The organism is Pseudomonas sp. SDO5215_S409, from assembly GCF_054071325.1.
Genome location: NZ_JBSVWN010000057.1, coordinates 19,905 through 42,386, shown reverse-complemented (window position 1 = coordinate 42,386; position 22,482 = coordinate 19,905). Strand labels below are relative to the sequence as shown.

Genomic DNA, 22,482 nt, shown 5'->3' with positions numbered 1-22,482 from the left:
ATGAAGATCAAGAATGACTTTCCCGGTAATCCGTGAAGAACCAAAAAAAAGCCCGCGAGGAGGGCGGGCCAAGGATCACTGGAGTAGGTAGCCTGCAGCTTATAGCCCGGAAAGTGAAAGGCCCGTGAAAACGGTGTCGCAAGATCGCAGGCCGGGGGTCAGGCTTTGCGCTTGAAGGTGCGCGTGGTTTGCCCGGGGCCTGGATTGAACCGGGTGGGGCAACTCAAGGTGGCACGATAGGGCATCTAACTACTGAGCCCAAAGACAGCTTTTCACAATTCTTAGTTAACCTTTGGTTACAAGTTGTGGCTAAATAACTGCCTACGGCCATGATCCGGCGCCTCACCTGCCGGGTCATCTCGCCTGTTTGTAAATTGTGATTTCAGGTGCTGCCCACCCATTGCCCGTCCACTTGTGGCCCGCAGGAGCAGCCTGTTCTCCTCTGACTTGTGACGAATACCCTTGAAACTCATCATTGTTGCGCTCTACGTCATCTCCATCGCGTATGTACACCTGCGTGGCCGGGTTCGGCACAAACTCACGCGTCAACTCAGTGACCATTCCACGTTTCTGGCGCCGGTGAACTGCTTTCTTTACCTGTTTTCCAAGTTTCCCGGCCGACCGTACCTGAGCACCAGTGATTTCCCGGACCTGAGCCCGTTGCAGGAGCACTGGGAGGAGATCCGCCAGGAAGGCCAGAACCTGATGCGTGCCGGCGAGATCAAGCGCTCGGACCAATACAACGACGTGGGTTTCAACTCGTTCTTCAAGTCTGGCTGGAAACGCTTTTACCTGAAGTGGTACGGCGACAGCCACCCGTCGGCCATGAAGCTGTGCCCACGCACCACCGAGTTGGTGCAAAGCATCGGTTCGATCAAGGCGGCCATGTTTGCCGAGCTGCCACCGGGTTCCAAACTGGTGCGCCATCGTGACCCGTATGCCGGTTCTTACCGCTATCACCTGGGCCTGGACACGCCAAACGATCCGGGTTGCTACATCAATGTGGACGGCGAAAGTTACTTCTGGCGGGACGGCGAGCCGGTGATGTTTGACGAGACGTATATCCACTACGCCGAAAACGCCACCGACCAGAACCGCATCATCTTGTTCTGCGACATCGAGCGGCCGATGAAGTACCGCTGGGCCGCAGCGTTCAACCGTTGGTTCAGCCGCAACGTCATGGCCGCGGCGGGTTCGCCGAACGACGACGGCGACAAGACCGGCGGCTTGAACCGTGCGTTTACCCGCCTGTACAAGATTCGTCTGCGCGGCAAGGAGCTGAAGAAACGCAACCGCACGCGCTACTACCTGGAAAAATGGGCGATCTTCGCCGCACTGGCAGCCATTTTCCTGGTGATCTAGGGGTACACCACGGGGGCCTCAGGCCCCCAATTTGTTCCACATCACTTTGCTGATGGATTGGCGGTGGGCATAACCGGCCCACGGGTCCTCCTTTAGCCCCGCAAGCCGTTCGTGCAGGTTGGCCACCGTCCATTGCTGCGCCCCTCGCACTGTCTCCAACTCGTCCCGGCTGATAGGCACCGACACCGGCAGCCCCGGTCGTGCACGCACCGAATACGCCGCCACGGTGCTCGCGCCGCGAGCGTTGCGCAGGTAATCGATAAAGATCTTGCCCACCCGGTTTTTCGGCCCGGAGGTGGCGGTGAAGCGCTCGGGCAACTGATGCGTCATGAACTGGGCAATCGCCTTGGCGAAGGCTTTCACCGTGTCCCAGCCGTCCTTGCGCGCCAATGGCACCACCAGGTGCAGGCCTTTGCCGCCACTGGTTTTGACAAAAGCCTGCAGGCCCAGCTCGTCCAGTACCGACAGCGTCAACTGCGCGGCCTCGATCATGCTTTTCCAGGGCAAGGCGGGGTCCGGGTCCAGGTCGAGCACGAACAGGTCCGGCGTTTCGATTTTGTCCACCGTAGCGCCCCAGGTGTGCAGCTCCACCGTGCCCATTTGCACCGCGCCGATCAGCGCGGCCGCGCGGTCGATGGCCATCAGGCGGGCATGGCCCGGGTCCAGGGCGGGGGCCAGTTGTTGGATATGGGGGATGGCCAGGCGCTCGGAATGTTTCTGGAAGAATTGTTCGCCCGCAATACCGTCCGGGGCCCGCAGCAAGGACACGGGACGCTTGCGCAGGTGCGGCAGGATCCATTCCTGGATGTCGGCGTAGAAACGCGCCAGTTGCAGCTTTTGCGTGCCGCTCTGGGGGTCGATCACGCGCTCGGGGTGAGTGATGTTTACCCCGGCCACTTCACCGGCTTGGCCGGTGGTGCGTTTCACGGCGTCCACTGCGCGAGGTTGCTCATGCACGATCTGCTTTACAGGTTTGTCGGTGCGCAGCCCCACGAACGCGGCCTGGCGTACCACGCCTTCGCGGGTCCATTCGGCAAATTGCACCTCGCCGACCAGTGTCGGCTCCACCCAGTGCACGCCACGGGCCTGGGCGCGGGTGAGCGGGCGGTGCAGGGGTGAGGCCTGGCGTTCCAGTGTTTTCAATTGGGCGCTGAGGCTTTTCAAGGTGGCCTGGTTAAAACCTGTGCCCACGCGTCCGGCATACACCAGGCCCTCGTCGTCATTGACGGCCAGCAACAGCGCGCCAAAGCCGGTGCGCGAGCCTTGGGGCCGGGTGTAGCCGACCACCACGAATTCCTGGCGCTTGCGACATTTGAGTTTGATCCAGTCGTCGCTGCGCCGTGACACATAAGGGCTGCCCGCCCGTTTGCCGATGACGCCTTCAAGGGACAGGGCGCAGGCACTTTCAATGATGTCCTGGTGGTGGGCGGCGAACGCCTCGGAGAAGCGCAGCCGTTTACTGCGGTTACCCGCCAGCGCCTTTTTGAGGGCCGCGCGGCGCGCTTCCACCGGGGCTTCGCGCTGGTCGATACCGCCGAGCCACGGCGCGTCGAACAGGTAGTAGACGATCTCCAGGCTGCGCCCGATCTCGAACGCATTCTGCAACGCCTGAAAGTCGGGCAACCCGTCCGCATTCAGGCTGACCACTTCGCCATCCAGCCAGCTGTCCTTGAGTTTCAGGGCCTGCAAGGCCTTGGCCTGGTGCGGCAGGCGGTCAGTCCAGTCGTTGCCGTTACGGGTGAACAGGCGAACTTCGCCGTTACGGATGCGCGCCAGAATGCGGTAGCCGTCGAACTTGATTTCATATAACCACTGGCCCGCGGGGGCCTGGTCAACCAAGGTGGCCAACTGCGGGGACAGGTGATCGGGCAGGGTGGCAGCGGTTTTTTTCACAGCGCCTACCAAGCCGCCGCTGATCACGCTGGTGGGCAGGGCGTGCACCACGTCGTAGTCGGCTACGGCGCGGGCCTGGGTGTCGTGTTCCTTGATCAGCAGCCATTGCTGCTTGTCGCCGCTGCCCCTGAGCCGGGTACGCACCAGCGCCCAGTCGCCTGCGAGTTTTTCGCCGACCAGGGTGAATTTAAGCTTGCCGGCTGCGTACGCCTTATGGGGGTCGTCATGGGGTTGCCAGATGCCCCGGTCCCACACAATCACATCGCCTGCGCCGTATTGCCCGGCGGGAATGCTGCCCTCGAAATCGCCATAGCTGAGCGGGTGGTCCTCGACGTGCACCGCCAAGCGCTTCTGGCTGGGGTCGAGGCTGGGGCCCTTGGGCACGGCCCAGCTTTTGAGCACGCCGTCCAGCTCCAGGCGAAAGTCATAATGCAGGTTGCGCGCGTCGTGTTTTTGGATCACAAACGTCAAGGCCTGGCGCGCACGTTTGCCTGGCGGAGCGGCGCCTGCCGGTTCAGCGGTGATCTTGAAGTCGCGCTTGCGGTTGTACTCACTCAGGGGCTTGGCCATTTGACGCTACCTCTCATGAAGCCTTCTTGGGTTTGCGCGCGGCGGGTTTCTTCGCAGGCTTGCCCGCCAGGCTGCGTTTGAGCAGGTCGGTCAGGTCGATGACATCCGCCGATTTGCGCTCCTCGCGGCCCTCATCCGATTCAACGTTCTCGATCTTGCCGGCCTTGGCTTTTTTGTCCCCCAACGCGAGGATTTTTTCCTGGAAGCTGTCGCGGTAGGCCTCCGGTTGCCAGTCGGCACTCATGTCGTCCACCAGGCGCCTGGCCATGTCGAGTTCGCCCTTGGCCAGGGTCGGGCGGGTCACGTCAGTGCCCAGTTCCAGTTCGTCCAGGTTGCGCACTTCGGCGGGCCAGCGCAGCATCACCAGCACCAGCGCAGATTCCAGCGGCATCAGCGCCGCCAGGTGTTGCCTGGTGTGCAGCACCACATTGGCCAGGGCCACTTTCTGGGTCTTTTTCAGGGTTTCCCGTAGCAGTGCGTACACTTTGCCGCCGCGTTTGTCGGGCGCCAGGAAGTAGGGCGTGTCGATGTTCTGCAAGGGAATCTGGTCACTGGCCACGAAGGCAATGATCTCGATGGTCTGGGTGGACTTGGGGTGCGCCGCGCGAATCTCGTCTTCGCTCAATATCACGTAGCGGCCTTTTTCATGGGCCACGCCTTTGACGATGTTCTCTTTGGTGACCTCCTTGCCGGTGGTCTTGTTGACGCGCTTGTAACCCACCGGGTCCATGCTGCGCTTGTCCAGCCAGTCGAAGTCGACGCCGCTGCTGGCGGTCGCCGACACCAGTGAAACCGGGATGTGGACCAAACCGAAGCTGATTGCGCCTTTCCAGAGTGCCCGTGCCATGAGAGGTGTCCTGAGACCGCTGAGTGTCTTCAGGTGACACGGCTGCTGCGGCAAAAGTTTCTCCGGTCGGCTGGCTGGTAACGGCGCTTTAGACAGATCGTGTTACACCTGATGAGAAACTATTTAGTTACCAAAGGCGAACCCAACGCGTAGCGTGGAATCGAATCAGCTATCACCGCCCAAAAGAGGTTTTGTCATGAATACCGGTCTTCGCAACCTTGCAGTGCTCCTGATGGGCCTGGCGTTTGGCGCCGTGGCTCAGGCGCAAAACCTGCCGGGCAACAACAATAACCCCTATAACAGCCCCATCCACCGGGCCAACCCCAACAGCATGCAGGGCACCCAACCCAGTGGCTCCGCCCCGCGTGCCCCGCAGATCGGCCCGACGCAGCGCCAGCCCACCCTGGAAAACGGCGGCATCGGCAACCGCTACCCGCAACGCGACACTGCGCCAGCGCAGCCTACGTTCCAGCCCAAAACCCCGACCCGTGACGCCAATGGAAATCGCCAGCCCTGAGAGGCGGGCGATCGAGCGTGTAACTCAATAAGGACATCCCCCTCATGCCACTACGCAAAACCCTTCTAGCCGTCCTCTGCGCCAGTGCACTCATGCCCCTGGCGCAGTCGGTTTTCGCCGCCGACACCCCGCCGTTTCCCAGCGAGCAGGGCAGTGTCACCGCCACCGTCGTCGCCAAAGGCCTTAACCACCCCTGGGCGGTGGCCTTTTTGCCGGACAAGCAAGGGTTCCTGGTGACCGAACGTCCCGGCAACCTGCGGTTTATCCGGCCGGACGGCCAGTTGTCGGCGCCGTTGAGCGGCGTGCCCAAGGTCTGGGCCAAAGGGCAGGGGGGCTTGCTGGACGTGGTGCTGTCGCCGGACTTCAAGCAAGACCGTCTGGTCTACCTTTCTTACGCCGAAGGCGGTGGCAAGGGCGACACGGCAGGCACCGCGGTCGGGCGCGGGCGCTTGAGCGCCGACCTCAAGGGGCTTGAGGACTTCACCGTCATCCTGCGCCAGGAGCCCAAGCTCTCCACGGGCAACCACTTCGGTTCGCGGCTGGTGTTTGACCGCGAGGGTTACCTGTTCGTGACCCTGGGGGAAAACAACGACCGGCCCACCGCCCAGGACCTGGACAAGCTGCAAGGCAAGATCGTACGTATCTTCCCGGACGGCCGTGTGCCCGAAGATAACCCGTTCGTCGGCCAGGAGGGCGTAAGGCCCGAGATCTGGTCTTACGGCCAGCGCAACCCGCAGGGCGCCGCGCTCAACCCCTGGACCGGCACCCTGTGGGAAAACGAACACGGGCCACGGGGCGGCGATGAAATCAACATCATCGAGCGCGGCAAGAATTACGGCTGGCCCCTGGCGACCCACGGCATCAACTATTCGTTGACCCCCATTCCCGAAGCCAAAGGCAAGACCGTCGACGGCACCGTGCCGCCGCACCATGTGTGGGAAAAGTCACCCGCCATCAGCGGCATGGCGTTCTACGACGCCGACCGCTTCAAAGCCTGGCAACACAACCTGTTCATCGGCGCACTGGCCAGCAAAGAGCTGATCCGCCTGCAATTCGACGGTGACAAAGTCACCCACGAAGAACGCCTGCTGGGTGGCTTGAACGCACGCATCCGCGACGTCCGGCAATCCCCGGACGGCTACCTCTACGTGCTGACAGACGAAGACAACGGCGCGTTATACCGGGTGGGGTTGGATTGAGGCAGCGGGTGCTGCCAGCGGCAAGCCGCACACTTGCCGCCACCCACCTCAGAGCCCGAGTTCTGACAACCCCGGGTGTTCGTCAGGACGCCGTCCCAGCGGCCAGTGAAACTTGCGCTCGCTTTCCTGGATCGGCAGGTCGTTGATGCAGGCAAAGCGGTTGACCATCAGGCCGTTCTCGTCGAACTCCCAGTTTTCATTGCCGTAGGAACGGAACCAATGACCGGAATCGTCGTGCCATTCATAGGCATAACGCACGGCGATGCGGTTGTCGGTGAAGGCCCACAGTTCCTTGATCAAGCGGTAGTCCAGTTCCTTGGCCCATTTGCGGGTCAGGAAGGCTTTGGCTTCTTCGCGGTTATGGACGAATTCGGCGCGGTTGCGCCATTGCGTATCCAGGGTATAGGCCAGCGAAACCCGCGCCGGGTCGCGGGAGTTCCAGCCGTCTTCGGCCAGGCGGACTTTTTCAATCGCAGACGCGCGAGTAAAGGGCGGTAACGGCGGACGTACTTCGGCTGTCGATGACATGTAATGCTCCAACGTTAGTGCACGTTAACGTGCAGGAATAGGTGCGTTTAAAGTGCCAATAATGCGCGGGCCATGGTCTGTGCATTATCGGCAGCCATTGAATCGCCCATGACCAGCGCAACGGTAATGGCACCGTCGATCAGGATCAGCAGGTGGACGGCCTGTTGGTGCGGGTCCGGGGTGCCATGCTCCTGGCACAGCTCAAGCATGAACTCGAGCAGTTTTTGTTTGTGAACCTTGGCCAGCAAGCGTACCGGGTCCTGTGGGTCGCCGGTTTCACCGCTGGTATTGATAAACGCGCAGCCGCGAAAGTCGTCCGACACGAACCAGGCCTTGAGGGCGCTGAACACGCCAAGTAGCCGTTCGCCACTAGTGGCATGGCGCCGCACGTCGTCACGCAACCACTGCATCCAGCGCTCGTCGCGGCGCTGCAAGGCGGCAATCACCAGGTCATCCTTATTGGCGAAGTAGCGGTAGACGCTCTTGCGCGAGACGCCAGCGGTTTTCACCAGAAAGTCCATGCCGGTGGCGGCAATGCCGTGGCGATAGATCAACTTTTCGGTCACGTCGAGAATAATGTCGCGAGTCATATCGTTCATGTTTAGGACTGTAGAACGATCGTTCTCCTTGGTCAATGAATTATTTTTAAGCCCGCGCCAGCAAGACCTGAAGCCCGTGCATGGTGTAAGCTTCGGCCCTCTTCGGATTTGACCCTTGCGAGCCTTATGCCGTTGTTATTCAAGCGTTCCCTGCTGCCCAAGCTGCGCGGTTTTCCCCTGACGCCCTCGGCCATCGAGGTGCTGTCCGGCGCCGCCGAATATCGGCGCTGCCTGCTGGAAAAAATCCCCCAGGCCACTCGCCGCATTTACATCGTTGCCCTGTACCTGCAACAGGATGAAGCGGGGCAGGAGATCTACGACGCCCTGCATGCCGCCAAGGCGGCGCGGCCCGAGCTGGATATCGTGGTGATGGTCGACTGGCTGCGCGCTCAACGCGGCCTGATCGGCGCGGGCAAGCAGCCCGGCAACAGCGCGTGGTATCAAGCCATGACCGCGTCCCACCGCAGTGAGGTGCCGGTGTACGGCGTGCCGGTGCAAACCCGCGAGCTGTTCGGCGTGTTGCACCTCAAGGGGTTCGTGATCGATGACACCGTGCTCTACAGTGGCGCCAGCCTCAATAACGTCTACCTGCACAAGTTCGACAAGTACCGCTACGACCGCTACCACCTGATCCACAGCGCACCGCTGGCCGATTCCATGCAGCACCTGATCGAGCATGGCCTGATCGCCTCCAGGGCCGTGCACCGTCTGGACCTGCCAGACCTGCCGCGCACCCGCAGCCTGCGCAACGACATCGGCGATTTGCGCAGCCGCCTGAAACATGCGACCTACGACGTCACGCGCGGCCAGTTGCCCAACGGCCACCTCACCGTCAGCCCGTTGCTGGGCGTGGGCAAGAACAACCCGTTGAGCCGGGTCATCTGCGAGCTGATCGCCAGTGCCCAGCACCAACTGACCCTTTGCACGCCGTACTTCAACCTGCCACTGCCGGTCACCCGGGAAATCAACCGGGCCCTGGCGCGCGGCGTGAAGATCGACATCATCGTCGGCGACAAGACCGCCAACGACTTCTACATCGCGCCCAGCGAGCCGTTCAAGGTCATCGCGGCGCTGCCGTATCTCTACGAAATCAGCCTGCGCCGCTTTGCCAAGCGCCATCAGGTCATGATCGACAGCGGCCAGTTGAACCTGCACCTGTGGCGCGACGGTGACAACACCTACCACCTCAAGGGCATGTGGGTCGACCAGCGCTACACCTTGCTCACCGGCAACAATCTCAACCCCCGGGCCTTTCGCCTGGACCTGGAAAACGCCTTGCTGATCGACGATCCCAAGGGCGAATGGCAAGCGCCCAGGCGCACCGAGCTGGCCGAGATTTTCCAGCACACCTCGCGCATCGAGCGTTTCCAGCAGTTGCAGACCCTGGTGGATTACCCGGAGGCGGTCGGCAAGTTCCTGCGTCGGGTCAGCCGTGTGCGCATCGAGCGATTGCTCTACCGCATCCTGTAGGCAGCGGTTTTTTTCGGACGCGACTTACAGCCCGTCTCACCGCCCTTTTTTATAGTGCCTCCCGGTCGTTCAAGGAGGCATGGCCTAATCCCTACAAGGATCCAGCCAAAAGAGGGCGTCAGCATGCCGTTGATTTCTGCCAGTACCCGGCCTTATTTCTCTCCTGCTGTTTCTCCACTTCCCGCGCCGCCGTCGCGGCCCAAGCGCGAAACCGGCGCAGACATCCCCGGGCCCGCCTGGACGTTACTGCCCAGCAAAACCGGTGCCGATGCGGCAAGCGCCAACACACTGCTGGCCGCGCGGCTGGCCCAGGCGCTGGAGCAGGGCGACACGCACCTTGCGGTGCCTGAGCACAGCGGGTTAGGGGAGGCGCTTGAGGTGTACGCGCAGCTCATCAACCAGCCCCACACCCTGGCCTGGTTCAAAAGCCGGGGCCTGGCGACCGACACGTTGACCCTGCACCTGCACGGGGTTTCAGGCTATGTGAGACGCGACGGCGTGCCCACGGCCACCACGTTCACCACCGTCGATGGCAGCGGCTGGTGGCAGGCAAGCGTCAAGTTGCGGGCCATACGTGCGGTGCTCGACCCGCACGACAGGGGCTTGCCGTACTTCAACACGGGTGAGGCGCGGCTCTCATTGCCGGTGGTGCTAACGGCGCTGGGCCTTGCGCCGCCCACCACGCCCGAGCAAACCGCTGCGCTGGCCAAGCAACTGCGTACGCAGGGCTTGGCGCCCACGCCAGGCCTGAGCGCCGCGTTGGATGGCGTCAAGCGCCTGGTCGGCGACCTGGACGAGCGCGCCTGGCTGGCCGAGTTTCTGCAACAACAGATACAGGGGCTCAAGGACGAGTCCCCCGTGGACTGGTCCCGGCAGCCGGTCGAGGTCACGCCCGACTCCCCGCTGGCCCGCGAGCCTCACCTTGACGCTCGCCAACTGCTCGAGCACAAAGGCCTGGGCTCGCCGCGCACGGTCGGTGAAACCCGTAACGTCATCCAATGGCTGCGCACCACCTTGCCGCCCATGCCATGGCTGGGGGACTACAGCGTCGAGCTGTCGGCAGACCAACAGACCCGGTTGATCGCCCTGGGGGCAAGCCTGCCCGACGTTTCGGGCGTCACGGCGGACGCACTGCGCACAGGCACTGCCCGCCACCTGGAAGACTTCCTGGCCAGCCCCCAGGCCCGCGCGTTTGGCGAGCAACTGGCGGGCGCCTGCAATTGGCAGGGCGCGCGCGCGCCGTTGATCATCGCTGCGATCACACGGCGCGCTGACCCAGAGGCCACACCGGGAATGGTCGCCGGGTATGCCCTGTATCAACCGGCCAACATGGGCCGCAGCCTGAACGCGGTGCGCCGCGATGTCGAAGCCCATTTGCAGCAACACAAAGGCCTGACCCCGCACATGGCCGTGCTGGCGGCGCACCTGCTGCTGGCGCGGGCGGCGCCTGAGTTTCTCGTGCAAGAGGTGCCCGACGCGGTTGCCCTCGGCACGCCCGCCTGGATGGAACTGCGCCTGGGCTGCGCGATGGCCGATATGTTCGCGCCCGGTACATCGCGGGCGATGAATGAGGAGCAGGTCACCGCATTGACCACCCTGGCCGCCATCGACCCGGATCAGCGCACCCTGATGCAGTTACACGGCGCACGTATTCTGGCCGATTGGGCGGTGCTCAACGGTGTGATCGAGGCCCACCCCCAGGGCCGATACGACAGCGATACCCTGAAAAAAGCCGCCCAGGCGTTCAGTCGCCAACGCGCGGCCGCCAGCCGTGCGTTCAAGGCGGTCAGTACGCCGTTGCCCAGCCGTCGGGCGTTCGCCGTTCAGGAATTGCTCAAGGTGTTTCCGGGCACCAGTGCCAGCCAACTGACCGCGATGACGGTGCAGATCGCCGACCCCCAGCAGCGCCGCAACTTGCCCCTGTCCGAGCCCCGTACCCGGTCGCTGGTGGAGACTTACATGACCGGTGACCTGGTGCCGGACCGCTGGGTTTTAACCCGCGACATGCCCGAACCCGGGCGTGCGTCCGCGCAAAACACGCCGTTTGCGTTTCAGCAGCGAGGCGTCGATGACGCCCCAGCCGACAAGCGCCAGGCGCTGGATGCACGCATCCGACGCCTGCCAGCCCTGGACGGTTTACTCGATAAAGCCGTGACCGTGCACTATCGCAAACTGCAAATGGCCTATGTCACCAAGCTCAAGCTGATGCTTGCCCAGTGGCCGCTGGCCGAACGCCAGAGGCTGGAAACCGGCAAGGTCGAACTGTTTACGCTGCGCACGAAAACCGGCAAGCAACAGGTCTGGGAAACCGACGAACACCGGGCCGCCGTCACCGGGCGCCAAGGCGTGCTGATGCGTGTCCAGCACGAGCAGTCGATCACCTACTACGAGGTGTTCGCCAACGGCCGGTTGATCAAGCATGAGCACCCCGACGTGACTGGCGCGCTGGACGCGGTGGTCAATGACAGGACCCATGCCGCCCAGTACAAATTGCTGGGGGAGAAATACCTGCGCAAGGGCCACAGCGTGCCGCTGGACTTCAAGGCCTACGCCAGCGGCGACGAACCTGCCGCGAACCCGGTCAGCGAGCACATCATCATTGAACGGCTCGGTCGCAGCCTGCCGGCCCAGGCGGGCCCCGCGCCCGCAGTGCCGGACAGTTTCCAGTCCGACAGGGTGGAGTTCATCGCGTGTGAAATCGCCGAAAACCACTTCTATGAAACCCTGCCCGAGATGCAAGCGTGGGCCAAGGCGACCCTGCCCCTGGAAACCCAGCGGGCCGCCACTGCCCGCCAGCAGGACCTGCTGCTGTCATTGATTCCCTTCGTGGGGGCTTATCAGGATCTGGCCGCGGGCAATATCGCCAAAGGGCTACAGGGCCTGGCGCTGGACATCGCGGGGCTGGCCATCGGCGCGGGCGTGCAGGCGCGGGCGTTGTTGCGCTCCAGCAAGGTGTTGGCGAGCAGCCCGTTGCCCAAGGTGCTGGGCAAATGGAGCGCTTCGGTCGGGCCGCTTACACCCAAGGTCGCCTGGGGTGCGCCGTCGGTGATGTTCAGTGATGCGGCGTTTGATTTCGCCCGGCAAACCGCGTTGTTTGCCAGCGCCGCGTTCAACCCGGTAGATGGCTACCCCCGGATGATCAGCGCCGTGTCCCGCGGCCTTGGCTCGGTGTCGACGTTGCTGGCGACCGGCACCACACGGTTGGCCAAGGTCATGCCGCACCTGCTTGCCGCCGAGGAAAAAATGCGCTGTTACCTGCTGGTCGCCACCGGCCAGGTGGACCCGTTGGCGCCCGTGGCGCACATAAAAAAGCCCTCACCCGATCACGCGGGTGAGGGCCTTCGGCGCGTGAACGGTTAGTTCAGGCCCAGCTTGCCACGCAGGGTGGACAAGTCTTCAGCCAGGGTGTTGACCGGGCCGACCAGGGCTTTACGGTCGGCTTCCTTGACCTTGTCGTAGGTTTCAAAGCCGCCATCCTTGGTTTTGTACTTGGCCAGGATCTTGTCCACGGCTGCGAAGTTCTTGTCGACTTTGGCGGCGAAGGCCTTGTCTTGTTTCTCGATCTGCGGACGGAACAGGTCGACGATTTTCTTCGCGCCGTCGATGTTGCCCTGGAAGTCATACAGGTCGGTGTGGCTGTAGCGGTCTTCCTCACCGGAGATCTTGGTGGCGGCCACTTCTTCAAGCAGGGCCGCAGCGCCGCCCACGACTTTTTCCGGCGGGAAGGTCAGGCTGTCCACGCGGGCCTTGAGGTCGTTGACGTCCGAGTTGAGCTTGTCGGCCAGGGTTTCCAGGCCTTTGGTGGTGTTCTCGGAGAACAGGGTGTACTCAATGCGGTGGAAGCCGGTGAAGTCTTCGGCTTTCACGCCTTTCTCATGGTCGTCTACACGCGAGTCGATGGAGGCGTCGAGGTCGCTGAACAGCTCGGCGATCGGCTCGATGGACTCATAGTGCACGCGGGTAGGGGCGTAGAGTTTCTTGGCGGTGGCCAGGTCGCCTTTTTTCACGGCATCGGTGAACGCCTGGGTCTGGGTGACCAGTTGGCCGATTTCCTCGGTCACGTAGATCTTGTAGTCCGACACCGGGCCTACCAGATCCAGAGGGGCCGTTTCGGCGAACGCTGCCAGCGGCGAAAGGGTCAACAACAACGACAACGCGATGGACGACTTCTTCATGGGACGATTTCCGCTCTGGGGGTGTTTTTAGGTATGGGCAGTGGTTTGAGGATGTGTCGCGGCAAGCAGCGTGCGCCCGACAAAATCGGCAGGCCCGGTGACGCCCGGCAAGGTAAAGAAATACCCGCCGCCGACCGGCTTGAGGTATTCCTCCAGAGGCTCGCCGTTGAGCCGGGTCTGCACGCTGATAAAGCCTTTCTCCAGGTCAGCCTGGTAGCAAATGAACAAGAGCCCCATGTCCAGCTGACCGTTTTTGTTGACGCCGTTGGAGTAGTTGAACGGCCGACGCAGGATCAGGCTGGTTTGGGTCTCTTGGGTGCGTGGGTTGGCCAGGCGGATGTGGGCATCGAGCTTGGTCAACTTGCCTTCCGGGTCCTTGCTGTAGTCCGGCACTTGGGTTTCGTTCTGGCCGTCCATGGGCGCGCCACTGGCTTTGACGCGGCCGATGATGCTCTCTTGCTCTTGCAGCGGGGTACGGTCCCAGCGCTCGACAAAGTTACGGATGATGCGCACCACCTGGTAGCTGCCGTTGGCGGCCCAGGCCGGTTCGTCGCTGCCGGGCTGGACCCACACGATACGGTCCATGGCGCTGTTGTCGGTGGAGTCCGGGTTGGCCGAGCCGTCGCGAAAACCCAGGAAATTGCGCGCACTCTGCGCAGGCTCGCCCGGGCGGGCAGGGGCCTGGGGCGGCACGCTGCCTTCCTGTTTCCAGCGCACCAGCAGCAGGTCCGGCAGGTTTTTCACGATGTCGCGCAGGGCGTGGATATTGGTGTCCGGCGTGTTGGAACTGAACTGCAGGCTCAGGTCGCCGTGGCACTGCGCCGGTTCCAGCGCGTCATTGGGAAACCCGACCATGCGGTTCAGGCGCTTGGGTTTGGCGGCGCTCAGGCCAAAACGCTCGTCGAACAGCGACTCTCCCACGGACACGGTGATGGTCAGGTTGTCCGGCGTGACCACCGGGCCCAGGATGCCTGAGTCGGTAGGCGGCAGCTTCGGGTCGACCTGCGGCACGGTGCCGCCGGTCATCAGAAACTGGATGCGTTCGTTCAAGGTGCGAAACAGGCGCTCGAGGTCGTCGCGGTCGCCCGCCAGCACATCAAACGACACGATCATGCCGCAGGCCGGGCGCGGGGTGACGATGCCGCTCTGGTGCTTGCCGAAGAAATCGTGATGGTCCTGGGTCTTGTCACTGCTGGGCGCGGCGGTCACTTGGGACGCGCTGGCGGCCATCGCCGGGCAGCTCAGGCTGCTGCCGGCGATCGCGGCGCCGGTGGCGGCCATCCCCAGCAAAACACGGCGGCGTTGGGCAGAAAACTGTTCTGAATCACTCATGTCTACGGTCGTCTTCACTTCAGGCCGGAAAGGCCAAGGGCAGGGTCAATTCCATCGAGTGCAGCGGCCAGAGCCTTGGCCTTGTCGGCGATCTGCGTGCGCTGATCGGCCGTGACGCTGTCGTACGTGGCGTAATGCCCGTCGACCTTAAAGCCACTGAGCTGCGCGTCGAAGGCGTTGATAGCGGCGTCGATGCCCGGCAGCAATGGCGCGGCAGACTTGGTCAGCAAAGGCCGTATCAGGTCGACCACCTTGCGCGCCACCTCAAGGTTGGCGGCAAAGCCGTTCAGGTCGACATGGCTGTAACGCTCTTCTTCGCCGCTGGCGGCACGCACTTCAGCCAGGGTGTTGAGGTTGCGCACCACAATGCTCACCAGTTGCTCCGGCGGCAGCGACTGGGCCAGCAGTTGCTGCTTGAGGCTGGTCACATCAGTGACCAGGCGTTCGGCAATCGGCGCCAGGCCCGCGAGGTCGCGTTGCTGGAACAGGCCGTATTCAAGGCGGTGGAAGCCGCTGAAGGCCGGGTCTTGCTCGCGCTTTTCAAAGTAATCGGCGCGGGCGTTGATCGCGTTGTCCAGTTCGGCCAGGCGCTGGGACGCCGGGGCCAGGCGCTGGTAAGCCTCGCGAGCAGGTACATACAGGGCCTGGGCCTGGGCCAGGTCAACGGCGCTGATGGCCTGGCTCAGCGCGGTCACGGCGCTGATCAGGGCGCTGCCCTGGCCGCTCAGGTACACGCGAAACTCCGACAGCGGGCCAATGAACGCCACCATCGAAGGCTTGGCCTTGGCGGCGGCGTCCGACTCGGCGGTGGGCGTCACATGCAAGGTGCCGCGCGGGTTGCTAAGCAGCCCGCAGGTAATTGCATAGTCACCGGGCGCGAGGTTGGCATTGATCACCTGGCTCAGGCCCGGCGCGATGTTTTCGCGCTCCTCGATCACCAGCACGCCGTCGAGGATTTCCCACTCCACGGCGCGGTCCGAACGGTTGATGATGCGGAAACTGGCACGGCCGGCCGGCACTGTCAGCGCGTTGGGCTCGCAGCTGTGGCCGTGGATGGTCACGGCGATTTCGTCGTGATTGGTCTGGCGCTTGGCCGCGGCCATTTTCGAGGCGTAGTAGAACAGGCCACCGGCGGCGATCATCACGACCACCGAGCCGGCCACCGCCCAGCGCAGTGCGCGGGGCGGCGAGGCCGGTTGAGGGGATTGGCTGGACAAGAGACGGTCCTTACTGGCTGGAAACGGAAGAAGAGCGGGCAGCAGGCTTGGCGGGCGGCGCAGGCAAGAAGAACATCACCAGCGCCACCACCAGGTAAATCACATAGGCCCCCAGGGTGCTGGTGGTCGGGGCGTCTTGATACCCAAACATTCCGGCCAGTACCGAGCCCAGCGGGCCGTCCATGGGCAGCGTGGCGCTGAAGTCGAACAGCACGGTCTGCAGGTGGTTCCACACCCCGGCTTCGTGCAGGGCCTGGACCGAGTTGGCCAGAATGCCGGCGGCCACCACCAGAATGAACAGGCCGGTCCAGCGGAAAAACGCCCCCAGGTTCAGGCGCATGCTGCCGGTGTAAATCAAAAAGCCGACCACAATCGCCAGGATCAGCCCCAGCAGTGCGCCGATCGGCGCGCCCGGGCCTTCGCTCTGCTGGAACACCGCCAGCAGGAAAAATACGGTTTCCAGGCCTTCACGGGCCACGGCGAAAAACACCATCAGGATCAGCGCGGTGACCTGGTGCTTGGACCCGGCGAGGGCGTGATCGAGGGATTCGTGCAGTTCACGCTTGATGGAGCGCGCCACTTTGCGCATCCAGAACACCATGGAACTGAGGATGCCCACGGCGACGAGGCCTACAATGCCTTCAAACAATTCCTGCTGCTTTTGCGGAAATTCCGCACTGACCAGTTCCAGGCCACCGCCGACCAGCAGCGCCAGGGCGGCCGCCAGAAACACGCCGATCCATACGGCGGGCATCCACTGGCCCCGGCCTGTCTGCTTGAGGTAACTGGCGATAATGCCAACGATCAACGCCGCTTCGATCCCTTCGCGCAGCATGATTAAAAATGGAACAAGCATTCGGCACCGCATCGTCACTAATTAGGGTGCTAATTTGTAACATAATGAGACTCATTACTAAACAAGCAATCTTGACCTTTACTGAACAGCTGCTGAACGGTGGTGGCGAAGCGCAACCGCCCCTATGATGCGCAACACCCCTTGTTTAACCGGATGGCGCCACGGCCAATGCTGCAAAAAGACACCATCTCCATTCACCTCGTCCGCGAGGCCTTGTTGCAAAGCTGCACGCCCGGCGCGGCCACCCATGAGGTGCTGAGCAAAGTGGGGATCGACCCCGCGCTGTTGCAACAGTCCCGGGCGCGGGTTTCGGCCACCGCCTATGCACGGTTGTGGCGCCTGCTGGCCCGGCGCCTGGACGACGAATTTTTTGGCATGGACCCGCGCAAGCTCAAGTCCGGCAGCCTGGGCTTTTTGTGCCATGCCGCGATGGCGCAACCGACATTGGGCGCGGCGCTGCAAACCGCGCTGGGGTTTTTGTCGCTGATGCTCGAGCACTTGCCCGCGCAACTGGTGCGCCAGCAAAGCCTGGCAGAAATCGTGCTGCTGGAGCCCCAGCCGCAGCCCCGGCGCGCCTTTACCTATTTTGCCTACTGGATGATCGTGCACGGCGCCGCCTGCTGGCTGGCGGGGCGCCGGATTCCGATTTTGGCCATCGAACTGCGCGGCCCGGCGCCTGCTTTTTGCGACGACTACCAGGTGATGTTTTCGGACAACCTGCGCTTTGACCGGCCACGTACGCGCATGATTTTTTCTGCCGACTGCCTCGACCTGCCGATCAAGCGCAGCCCGGAAGAACTCAAGCGATTCCTGGCCCATGCCCCGGCCAACATCCTGGTCAAATACCGCGACCCCGACAGCCTCGCCACCCGTATCAAGCACGACCTGCGCCAGATGCCCGCCGACACCTGGCCTGAAACCCTCGGCCTGGCCGCCAGCCTGTGCGTCTCGGCCTCGACCCTGCGCCGACGCCTGGCTGACGAGGGGCAGACGTACCAAGGGCTCAAAGACAGCGTGCGCAAGGAGCTGGCGATTATCTGGCTCGCCGACCCGCAGCAGAGTTTTGCCGACATCGCTACCCGGTTGGGGTTTGCCGATGTCAGTTCGTTCTACAAGGCGTTTCGCAAATGGTCCGGTTCCAACCCCGGGCATTACCGCAGCCTGATCCTGAACGAGGTGAGCTGAGCGGGCATTTGCTGGCAGGCAACCCCACCTTGTTATTGTGCGAACCCTTTTTAACAGGCCAAAAAAAGCCCCGCGACCGAATGAGACGCGGGGCTAAAAATTGGTTGGATGCGACCAACCAAAGGAGCTCTTTACATTACTTGGCGCTGGCGACCACGGTGTCTGGCTGCCAACCACCGCCCAAGGCCTTGTAGATGGCGACGATGCCGCGATACAGGTCCACTTCGGCCTGGGCCTGGGCGTCTTCGGCGGCCAGGCGTTCGCGTTGGGCGTCCAGCAGCACCAGGAAGTCCACGGTGCCTTCGCGGTAGCGGATCGCAGCCAGGTCGGCGGCGGCGCGGCTCGATTCACTCTGACGGATCAGCGACACCAGGCGCTGCTGGCGCTTGCCGTAATCGCTGAACGCGTTTTCGGATTCTTCCAGCGCCAGCAGCACTTGCTGCTCGTAGGTCGCCAACGCGCCGTCGGCTTCGGCATTCGCACCGCGCAAACGGGCGCGCACGCTGCCCAAGTCAAACGCGGCCCAGGTGATGCTCGGGCCCAGGGACCAGGCATTGGCGGCAGACGAGCCGATCTGCGAACCGCGCCCGGCGGTAAAGCCCAGGAAGCCGCTGAGGCTGACCCGTGGGAACAGGTCGGCCTTGGCCACGCCGATGCGCGCGGTGGCGGCGGCCAGTTTGCGTTCGGCGCTGAGGATGTCCGGGCGCCGCTGCAGCAGTTGCCCTGGGTCGCCAATCGGCAGCGCCTTGGCAATGGCCGGCAGGTCTTTGGGGCTCAGGTCCACGGTGAGCGCGTCTGGGCGCTGGCCGAGGAGGGTGGCGATGCGGTTACGCTCGCGCACCTGTTCGGCTTGCAGTTGCGGCACGCTGGCTTCCACCGCCGCCAGGCGTGCGTCGGCGCGCTCCACGTCCAGCTGATCGCCCACACCTGCGTCACGCAGGCTGACGGTGATGGTGCGCGATTCCTGCTGGTTCTTGAGGTTCGCCAGGGCGATCTTTTCCCGCAGTTGCGCGCCACGCAGTTGGCCGTAGGCGTCCACCAGTTCGGCAATCAGGGTGACTTGCAGTTGGTACAGGTCGGCTTCGGCGGCCTGTTGGTCAGCATCGCTGGCCTCCAGGTTGCGACGGATGCGGCCGAACAGGTCCACTTCCCAGGCCATGTCCAGGCCCAGGTCATAACGCTCGCTGTTGACGCGTTGGGTGGTCTGGCCGGGAACCTGGCCTTTGCCCAGGTCGCTGCTGGCGCGGCTGGTGATCACCGGCATGGTGTCGGTGGCCACGTCATCGCGAATCGCCCGGGCGGCCCGCAGGCGGGCGAAGGCCACGCGCAAATCGCGGTTGCCTTGCAGCGATTGGGTCACCAACTGGTTCAGGGTCGGGTCGTCGAACTGCTGCCACCAGATGCCTTCGAACTTGGCATGGTCGTACTGTTTGGCGTCGGCGGCGGCCGTGATGTTGGCCGCCTCCGGGGTCTGGGCTTTGTAGTCCGGGCCCACGGCGCAGGCGGCGAGCGCCAGCACCAGAAGGCTTGGGACGAATAGTTTCACGCTCATTGCTGTGGCTCCAGCTTCAAGGCCTTGGCCGCTTTGCGCGCTTCGCTGCGCTCCACACGGCGGCGGATAAATACGTAGAACACCGGCGTCAGCAACAGACCGAAGAACGTCACCCCGATCATCCCCGAGAACACCGCCACGCCCATGGCATGACGCATCTCGGCACCTGCACCGCTGGAGAACACCAAGGGCACCACGCCCATGATGAAGGCGAACGAGGTCATCAGGATCGGCCGCAGACGCAGACGGCAGGCTTCCAGCACCGCTGCGAGCGGGTCGAGGCCTTCTGCCTGTTTGTCCTTGGCGAACTCGACGATCAGAATCGCGTTCTTACAGGCCAGGCCCACCAGTACGATCAGGCCGATCTGGGTGAAGATGTTGTTGTCACCGCCCGACAGGATCACACCGGTGATGGCCGACAGCAGGGTCATCGGTACGATCAGGATCACCGCCAGTGGCAGGCTCCAGCTTTCGTATTGAGCGGCCAGTACCAGGAACGCCAGCAGCACGCACAGCGGGAACACGAACAGCGCGGTGTTGCCCGAGAGGATTTGCTGATAGGTCAGGTCGGTCCACTCGTAGGTCATGCCGTTGGGCAGTTCATCCTTCAGCAGCTTCTCGATTGCAGCCTGGGCCTGGCCCGAGCTGTAGCCGGGTGCCGCGTTGCCGTTGATCTCGGCGGTGATAAAGCCGTTGTAGTGGCTGACGCGGTCCGGCCCCGAGGTGTCGCTGACCTTGATGAAGGTCGCCAGCGGGATCATCTCGCCTTTGTTGTTGCGCACTTTGAGCTGGCCGATCTGGTCTTCGCCCAGGCGGAACTGCTGCTCAGCCTGCACGTTCACCTGGTAGGTGCGCCCGAAACGGTTGAAGTCGTTGGCATACAAGGAACCCAGGTAGATCTGCAGGGTGTCGAAGATGTCGCTGATCGCCACGCCGTGGGTCTTGGCTTTTTCGCGGTCGATGGCGGCATCGACCTGCGGCACGTTGACCGTGTAGCTGGTGAACAGGCCGAACAGCTCCGGCACGCCACGGCTCTTGGTGATGATGTTCTGCACCTCTTTGTACAGCTCGTCATACCCCAGGTTGCCACGGTCTTCGACTTGCAGGCGGAACCCGCCAATGGTGCCCAGGCCCTGTACCGGCGGCGGTGGGAAGATGGCGATGTAGGCGTCCTGAATGTCCGCGAACTTGGCATTGAGCGCGGCGGCGATGGCGCCCGCCGATTCGCTCGGGTCCTTGCGCTCGTCAAACGGCTTGAGCGGGGTGAACACGATGCCGCTGTTGGGGCTGTTGGTGAACCCGTTGATCGACAGGCCCGGGAACGCCACGGAGTTGGCCACGCCCGGCTGCTTGAGTGCGATCTCGGACATGCGCTGGATCACTTCATCGGTACGGTCCAGGCTCGCGGCGTCCGGCAGTTGGGCGAAGGCCACCAGGTATTGCTTGTCTTGCGCCGGTACGAAGCCGGTGGGCGTGGTCGAAAAGCCCAGGTAGGTCAGCACCATCAGGCCTGCGTACAGGAACAGTGCGATGCCGCTGCCGCGGATCACACGGCGTACGGTGCCCACGTAGCCATGGCTGGCCTTGTCAAAGAAGCGGTTGAACGGCTTGAACAACCAGCCCCCCAGCAGCTTGTCGAGGAACTTGGAGAAACCGTCCTTCGGCGCGCCGTGGCCTTTGAGCAACACCGCCGCCAGGGCCGGTGACAGGGTCAGCGAGTTGAACGCCGAGATCACCGTGGAAATCGCAATGGTCAGGGCGAACTGTTTGTAGAACTGGCCGGTCAAGCCGCTGATGAATGCGGCCGGAATGAACACCGCACACAGCACCAACGCGGTGGCGATGATCGGGCCGGTCACTTCGCTCATGGCTTTTTCGGTGGCAGGGAAGGGTTCAAGCCCAAGCTCAATGTTGCGCTCGACGTTTTCCACCACCACGATGGCGTCGTCCACCACGATACCGATCGCCAGTACCAGGCCGAACAGCGACAACGCGTTGAGCGAGAAGCCGAACAGGTGCATGACCGCAAACGTACCGATCAACGACACCGGCACCGCCACCAACGGGATGATCGAGGCGCGCCAGGTTTGCAGGAACAGGATCACCACCAGCACCACAAGGATCAGTGCTTCAAACAGCGTGTGCACCACCGCTTCGATCGAACCACGTACAAAGATGGTCGGGTCGTAGACGATGCTGTAGTCCATGCCCTGCGGGAAGCTCTGCTTGAGTTCGGCCATTTTGGCGCGCACTTCGTTAGAGATCTCGATGGCGTTGGAACCCGGGCGCTGGAAGATCGGCAACGCAACGGCAGGTTGGTTGTTCAACTGTGAACGCAAGGCGTACTGGTTGGACCCCAGCTCCACGCGGGCGATGTCTTTGAGGCGGGTGATTTCACCGTTATCGCCGGAGCGAATGATGATGTTCTCGAACTCTTCCTCGGTTACCAGGCGGCCCTGGGTGTTGACCGACAGCTGGAACGCGGTGGCGTTCGGCGCAGGCGGGGCGCCCAGGGCACCGGCGGCTACCTGACGGTTCTGCTCGCGGATCGCGGTCACCACATCGGTTGCGGTGAGGTTGCGCGAAGCGGTCTTGTTCGGGTCCAGCCAGACGCGCAGGGAGTAGTCGCCCATGCCGAACAACTGCACATCCCCCACACCGCCCAGGCGCGCCAGCTCATCTTTAATGTTGAGCAAGGCGTAGTTGGACAGGTAGAGCATGTCGTAGCGTTTGTCGGGCGAGGTCAAGTGCACCACCATCGTCAGGTCCGGGGAGGCCTTGTCGACGGTAATACCGATGCGCGTCACTTCTTCCGGCAGCTTGGGCTGGGTCCGTGTCACGCGGTTTTGTACCTGCACCTGCGCGTTGTCCAGGTCGGTGCCCAGGGCAAAGGTGATGGTCAGCGTCAGCTTGCCGTCGGCGGTGGACTGGGAGGACATGTACAGCATGTTCTCGACGCCGGTAATGGCCTGCTCCAGAGGGGCGGCCACGGTTTCGCCGATGACTTTGGGGTTGGCGCCCGGGAAGTTGGCGCGCACCACTACGGTGGGCGGCACGACTTCGGGGTATTCGCTGATCGGTAGCTGGAACAGCGAGATCGCGCCGGCGATCAGGATCAACAGCGATAACACCGCTGCGAAGATCGGTCGCGAAATGAAGAACTTGGAAAAATTCATCTTG

General features: G+C 63.0%; 16 protein-coding genes. 6 read left to right on the top strand and 10 right to left on the bottom strand.

The window, feature by feature from the left end; genetic code table 11:
• Nucleotides 1-462: 462 nt before the first annotated feature.
• Entirely contained in the window at nt 463-1,362 is a 900-nt protein-coding gene (lpxO, locus tag ACW9H9_RS23610; RefSeq protein ID WP_457345596.1) for a lipid A hydroxylase LpxO, read from the top strand.
• A gap of 18 nt (nt 1,363-1,380) precedes the next feature.
• On the opposite strand, the gene ligD is transcribed toward lpxO, so the two are convergent.
• A complete protein-coding gene (gene ligD, locus ACW9H9_RS23605; RefSeq protein WP_457345595.1) occupies nt 1,381-3,825 on the bottom strand; it encodes a DNA ligase D in 2,445 nt (814 codons plus the stop codon).
• Nucleotides 3,826-3,838: 13 nt separating this feature from the next.
• Nucleotides 3,839-4,672, bottom strand: a complete 834-nt coding sequence (ku, locus tag ACW9H9_RS23600) for a non-homologous end joining protein Ku (protein ID WP_457345594.1) — start codon at nt 4,670-4,672, stop codon at nt 3,839-3,841.
• A 196-nt stretch (nt 4,673-4,868) separates the two neighbouring features.
• Here ku and ACW9H9_RS23595 point away from each other — a divergent pair, with 196 nt between their 5' ends.
• Both ACW9H9_RS23595 and ACW9H9_RS23590 read left to right on the top strand, forming a co-directional pair.
• Nucleotides 4,869-5,189 carry a hypothetical protein gene (locus ACW9H9_RS23595; RefSeq protein ID WP_457345593.1) on the top strand — a complete coding sequence of 107 codons (321 nt, stop codon included), beginning with the start codon at nt 4,869-4,871 and terminating at the stop codon, nt 5,187-5,189.
• A 44-nt stretch (nt 5,190-5,233) separates the two neighbouring features.
• Nucleotides 5,234-6,388: a PQQ-dependent sugar dehydrogenase gene (locus ACW9H9_RS23590; RefSeq protein ID WP_457345592.1), complete on the top strand. Its 1,155-nt coding sequence runs from the start codon at nt 5,234-5,236 to the stop codon at nt 6,386-6,388.
• Nucleotides 6,389-6,436: 48 nt separating this feature from the next.
• On the opposite strand, the gene ACW9H9_RS23585 is transcribed toward ACW9H9_RS23590, so the two are convergent.
• Both ACW9H9_RS23585 and ACW9H9_RS23580 read right to left on the bottom strand, forming a co-directional pair.
• Nucleotides 6,437-6,916 carry a nuclear transport factor 2 family protein gene (locus ACW9H9_RS23585; RefSeq protein WP_457345591.1) on the bottom strand — a complete coding sequence of 160 codons (480 nt, stop codon included), beginning with the start codon at nt 6,914-6,916 and terminating at the stop codon, nt 6,437-6,439.
• A gap of 47 nt (nt 6,917-6,963) precedes the next feature.
• Nucleotides 6,964-7,515, bottom strand: coding sequence for a TetR/AcrR family transcriptional regulator (locus ACW9H9_RS23580; RefSeq protein ID WP_457345590.1), 552 nt, complete (start codon nt 7,513-7,515; stop codon nt 6,964-6,966).
• Between the two features lie 126 nt (nt 7,516-7,641).
• Here ACW9H9_RS23580 and pssA point away from each other — a divergent pair, with 126 nt between their 5' ends.
• Nucleotides 7,642-8,985: a CDP-diacylglycerol--serine O-phosphatidyltransferase gene (gene pssA / locus ACW9H9_RS23575; protein WP_457345589.1), complete on the top strand. Its 1,344-nt coding sequence runs from the start codon at nt 7,642-7,644 to the stop codon at nt 8,983-8,985.
• A 123-nt stretch (nt 8,986-9,108) separates the two neighbouring features.
• The gene (locus tag ACW9H9_RS23570; RefSeq protein WP_457345587.1) at nt 9,109-12,345 is read left to right on the top strand and encodes a hypothetical protein; all 3,237 of its coding nucleotides are present in this window, start codon (nt 9,109-9,111) and stop codon (nt 12,343-12,345) included.
• On the opposite strand, the gene efeO (ACW9H9_RS23565) is transcribed toward ACW9H9_RS23570, so the two are convergent.
• From efeO (ACW9H9_RS23565) to efeU, 4 genes are read right to left on the bottom strand one after another with little or no spacing between them, the layout of a single operon-like run.
• Nucleotides 12,342-13,160 (bottom strand): iron uptake system protein EfeO, encoded by an 819-nt coding sequence (efeO, locus tag ACW9H9_RS23565; protein WP_457345586.1) that lies wholly within the window; start codon nt 13,158-13,160, stop codon nt 12,342-12,344. The genes ACW9H9_RS23570 and efeO (ACW9H9_RS23565) overlap by 4 nt on opposite strands.
• 27 nt (nt 13,161-13,187) lie before the next feature.
• Complete coding sequence (efeB, locus tag ACW9H9_RS23560; protein WP_457345585.1) at nt 13,188-14,492, bottom strand: iron uptake transporter deferrochelatase/peroxidase subunit; 1,305 nt, start codon at nt 14,490-14,492, stop codon at nt 13,188-13,190.
• Between the two features lie 14 nt (nt 14,493-14,506).
• Nucleotides 14,507-15,709 (bottom strand): iron uptake system protein EfeO, encoded by a 1,203-nt coding sequence (efeO, locus tag ACW9H9_RS23555; RefSeq protein ID WP_457345583.1) that lies wholly within the window; start codon nt 15,707-15,709, stop codon nt 14,507-14,509.
• A gap of 10 nt (nt 15,710-15,719) precedes the next feature.
• The gene (gene efeU / locus ACW9H9_RS23550) at nt 15,720-16,565 is read right to left on the bottom strand and encodes an iron uptake transporter permease EfeU (RefSeq protein ID WP_457345582.1); all 846 of its coding nucleotides are present in this window, start codon (nt 16,563-16,565) and stop codon (nt 15,720-15,722) included.
• A gap of 168 nt (nt 16,566-16,733) precedes the next feature.
• Here efeU and ACW9H9_RS23545 point away from each other — a divergent pair, with 168 nt between their 5' ends.
• Complete coding sequence (locus ACW9H9_RS23545) at nt 16,734-17,750, top strand: AraC family transcriptional regulator (RefSeq protein WP_457345581.1); 1,017 nt, start codon at nt 16,734-16,736, stop codon at nt 17,748-17,750.
• Nucleotides 17,751-17,886: 136 nt separating this feature from the next.
• On the opposite strand, the gene ACW9H9_RS23540 is transcribed toward ACW9H9_RS23545, so the two are convergent.
• Nucleotides 17,887-19,302: an efflux transporter outer membrane subunit gene (locus tag ACW9H9_RS23540; RefSeq protein ID WP_457345579.1), complete on the bottom strand. Its 1,416-nt coding sequence runs from the start codon at nt 19,300-19,302 to the stop codon at nt 17,887-17,889.
• On the bottom strand, nt 19,299-22,478 hold the full coding sequence (locus ACW9H9_RS23535) for an efflux RND transporter permease subunit (RefSeq protein WP_457345578.1): 3,180 nt from the start codon (nt 22,476-22,478) through the stop codon (nt 19,299-19,301). The genes ACW9H9_RS23540 and ACW9H9_RS23535 overlap by 4 nt, the downstream gene beginning before the upstream one ends.
• Between the last annotated feature and the right edge of the window lie 4 nt (nt 22,479-22,482).

Coding starts and splice junctions, on each gene's coding strand:
- ligD (WP_457345595.1), bottom strand. CDS start 3,825: ATGGCCAAGCCCCTGAGTGAGTACAACCGCAAGCGCGACTTCAAGATC.
- ku (WP_457345594.1), bottom strand. CDS start 4,672: ATGGCACGGGCACTCTGGAAAGGCGCAATCAGCTTCGGTTTGGTCCAC.
- ACW9H9_RS23595 (WP_457345593.1), top strand. CDS start 4,869: ATGAATACCGGTCTTCGCAACCTTGCAGTGCTCCTGATGGGCCTGGCG.
- ACW9H9_RS23590 (WP_457345592.1), top strand. CDS start 5,234: ATGCCACTACGCAAAACCCTTCTAGCCGTCCTCTGCGCCAGTGCACTC.
- ACW9H9_RS23585 (WP_457345591.1), bottom strand. CDS start 6,916: ATGTCATCGACAGCCGAAGTACGTCCGCCGTTACCGCCCTTTACTCGC.
- ACW9H9_RS23580 (WP_457345590.1), bottom strand. CDS start 7,515: ATGAACGATATGACTCGCGACATTATTCTCGACGTGACCGAAAAGTTG.
- pssA (WP_457345589.1), top strand. CDS start 7,642: ATGCCGTTGTTATTCAAGCGTTCCCTGCTGCCCAAGCTGCGCGGTTTT.
- ACW9H9_RS23570 (WP_457345587.1), top strand. CDS start 9,109: ATGCCGTTGATTTCTGCCAGTACCCGGCCTTATTTCTCTCCTGCTGTT.
- efeO (WP_457345586.1), bottom strand. CDS start 13,160: ATGAAGAAGTCGTCCATCGCGTTGTCGTTGTTGTTGACCCTTTCGCCG.
- efeB (WP_457345585.1), bottom strand. CDS start 14,492: ATGAGTGATTCAGAACAGTTTTCTGCCCAACGCCGCCGTGTTTTGCTG.
- efeU (WP_457345582.1), bottom strand. CDS start 16,565: ATGCTTGTTCCATTTTTAATCATGCTGCGCGAAGGGATCGAAGCGGCG.
- ACW9H9_RS23545 (WP_457345581.1), top strand. CDS start 16,734: ATGCTGCAAAAAGACACCATCTCCATTCACCTCGTCCGCGAGGCCTTG.
- ACW9H9_RS23540 (WP_457345579.1), bottom strand. CDS start 19,302: ATGAGCGTGAAACTATTCGTCCCAAGCCTTCTGGTGCTGGCGCTCGCC.
- ACW9H9_RS23535 (WP_457345578.1), bottom strand. CDS start 22,478: ATGAATTTTTCCAAGTTCTTCATTTCGCGACCGATCTTCGCAGCGGTG.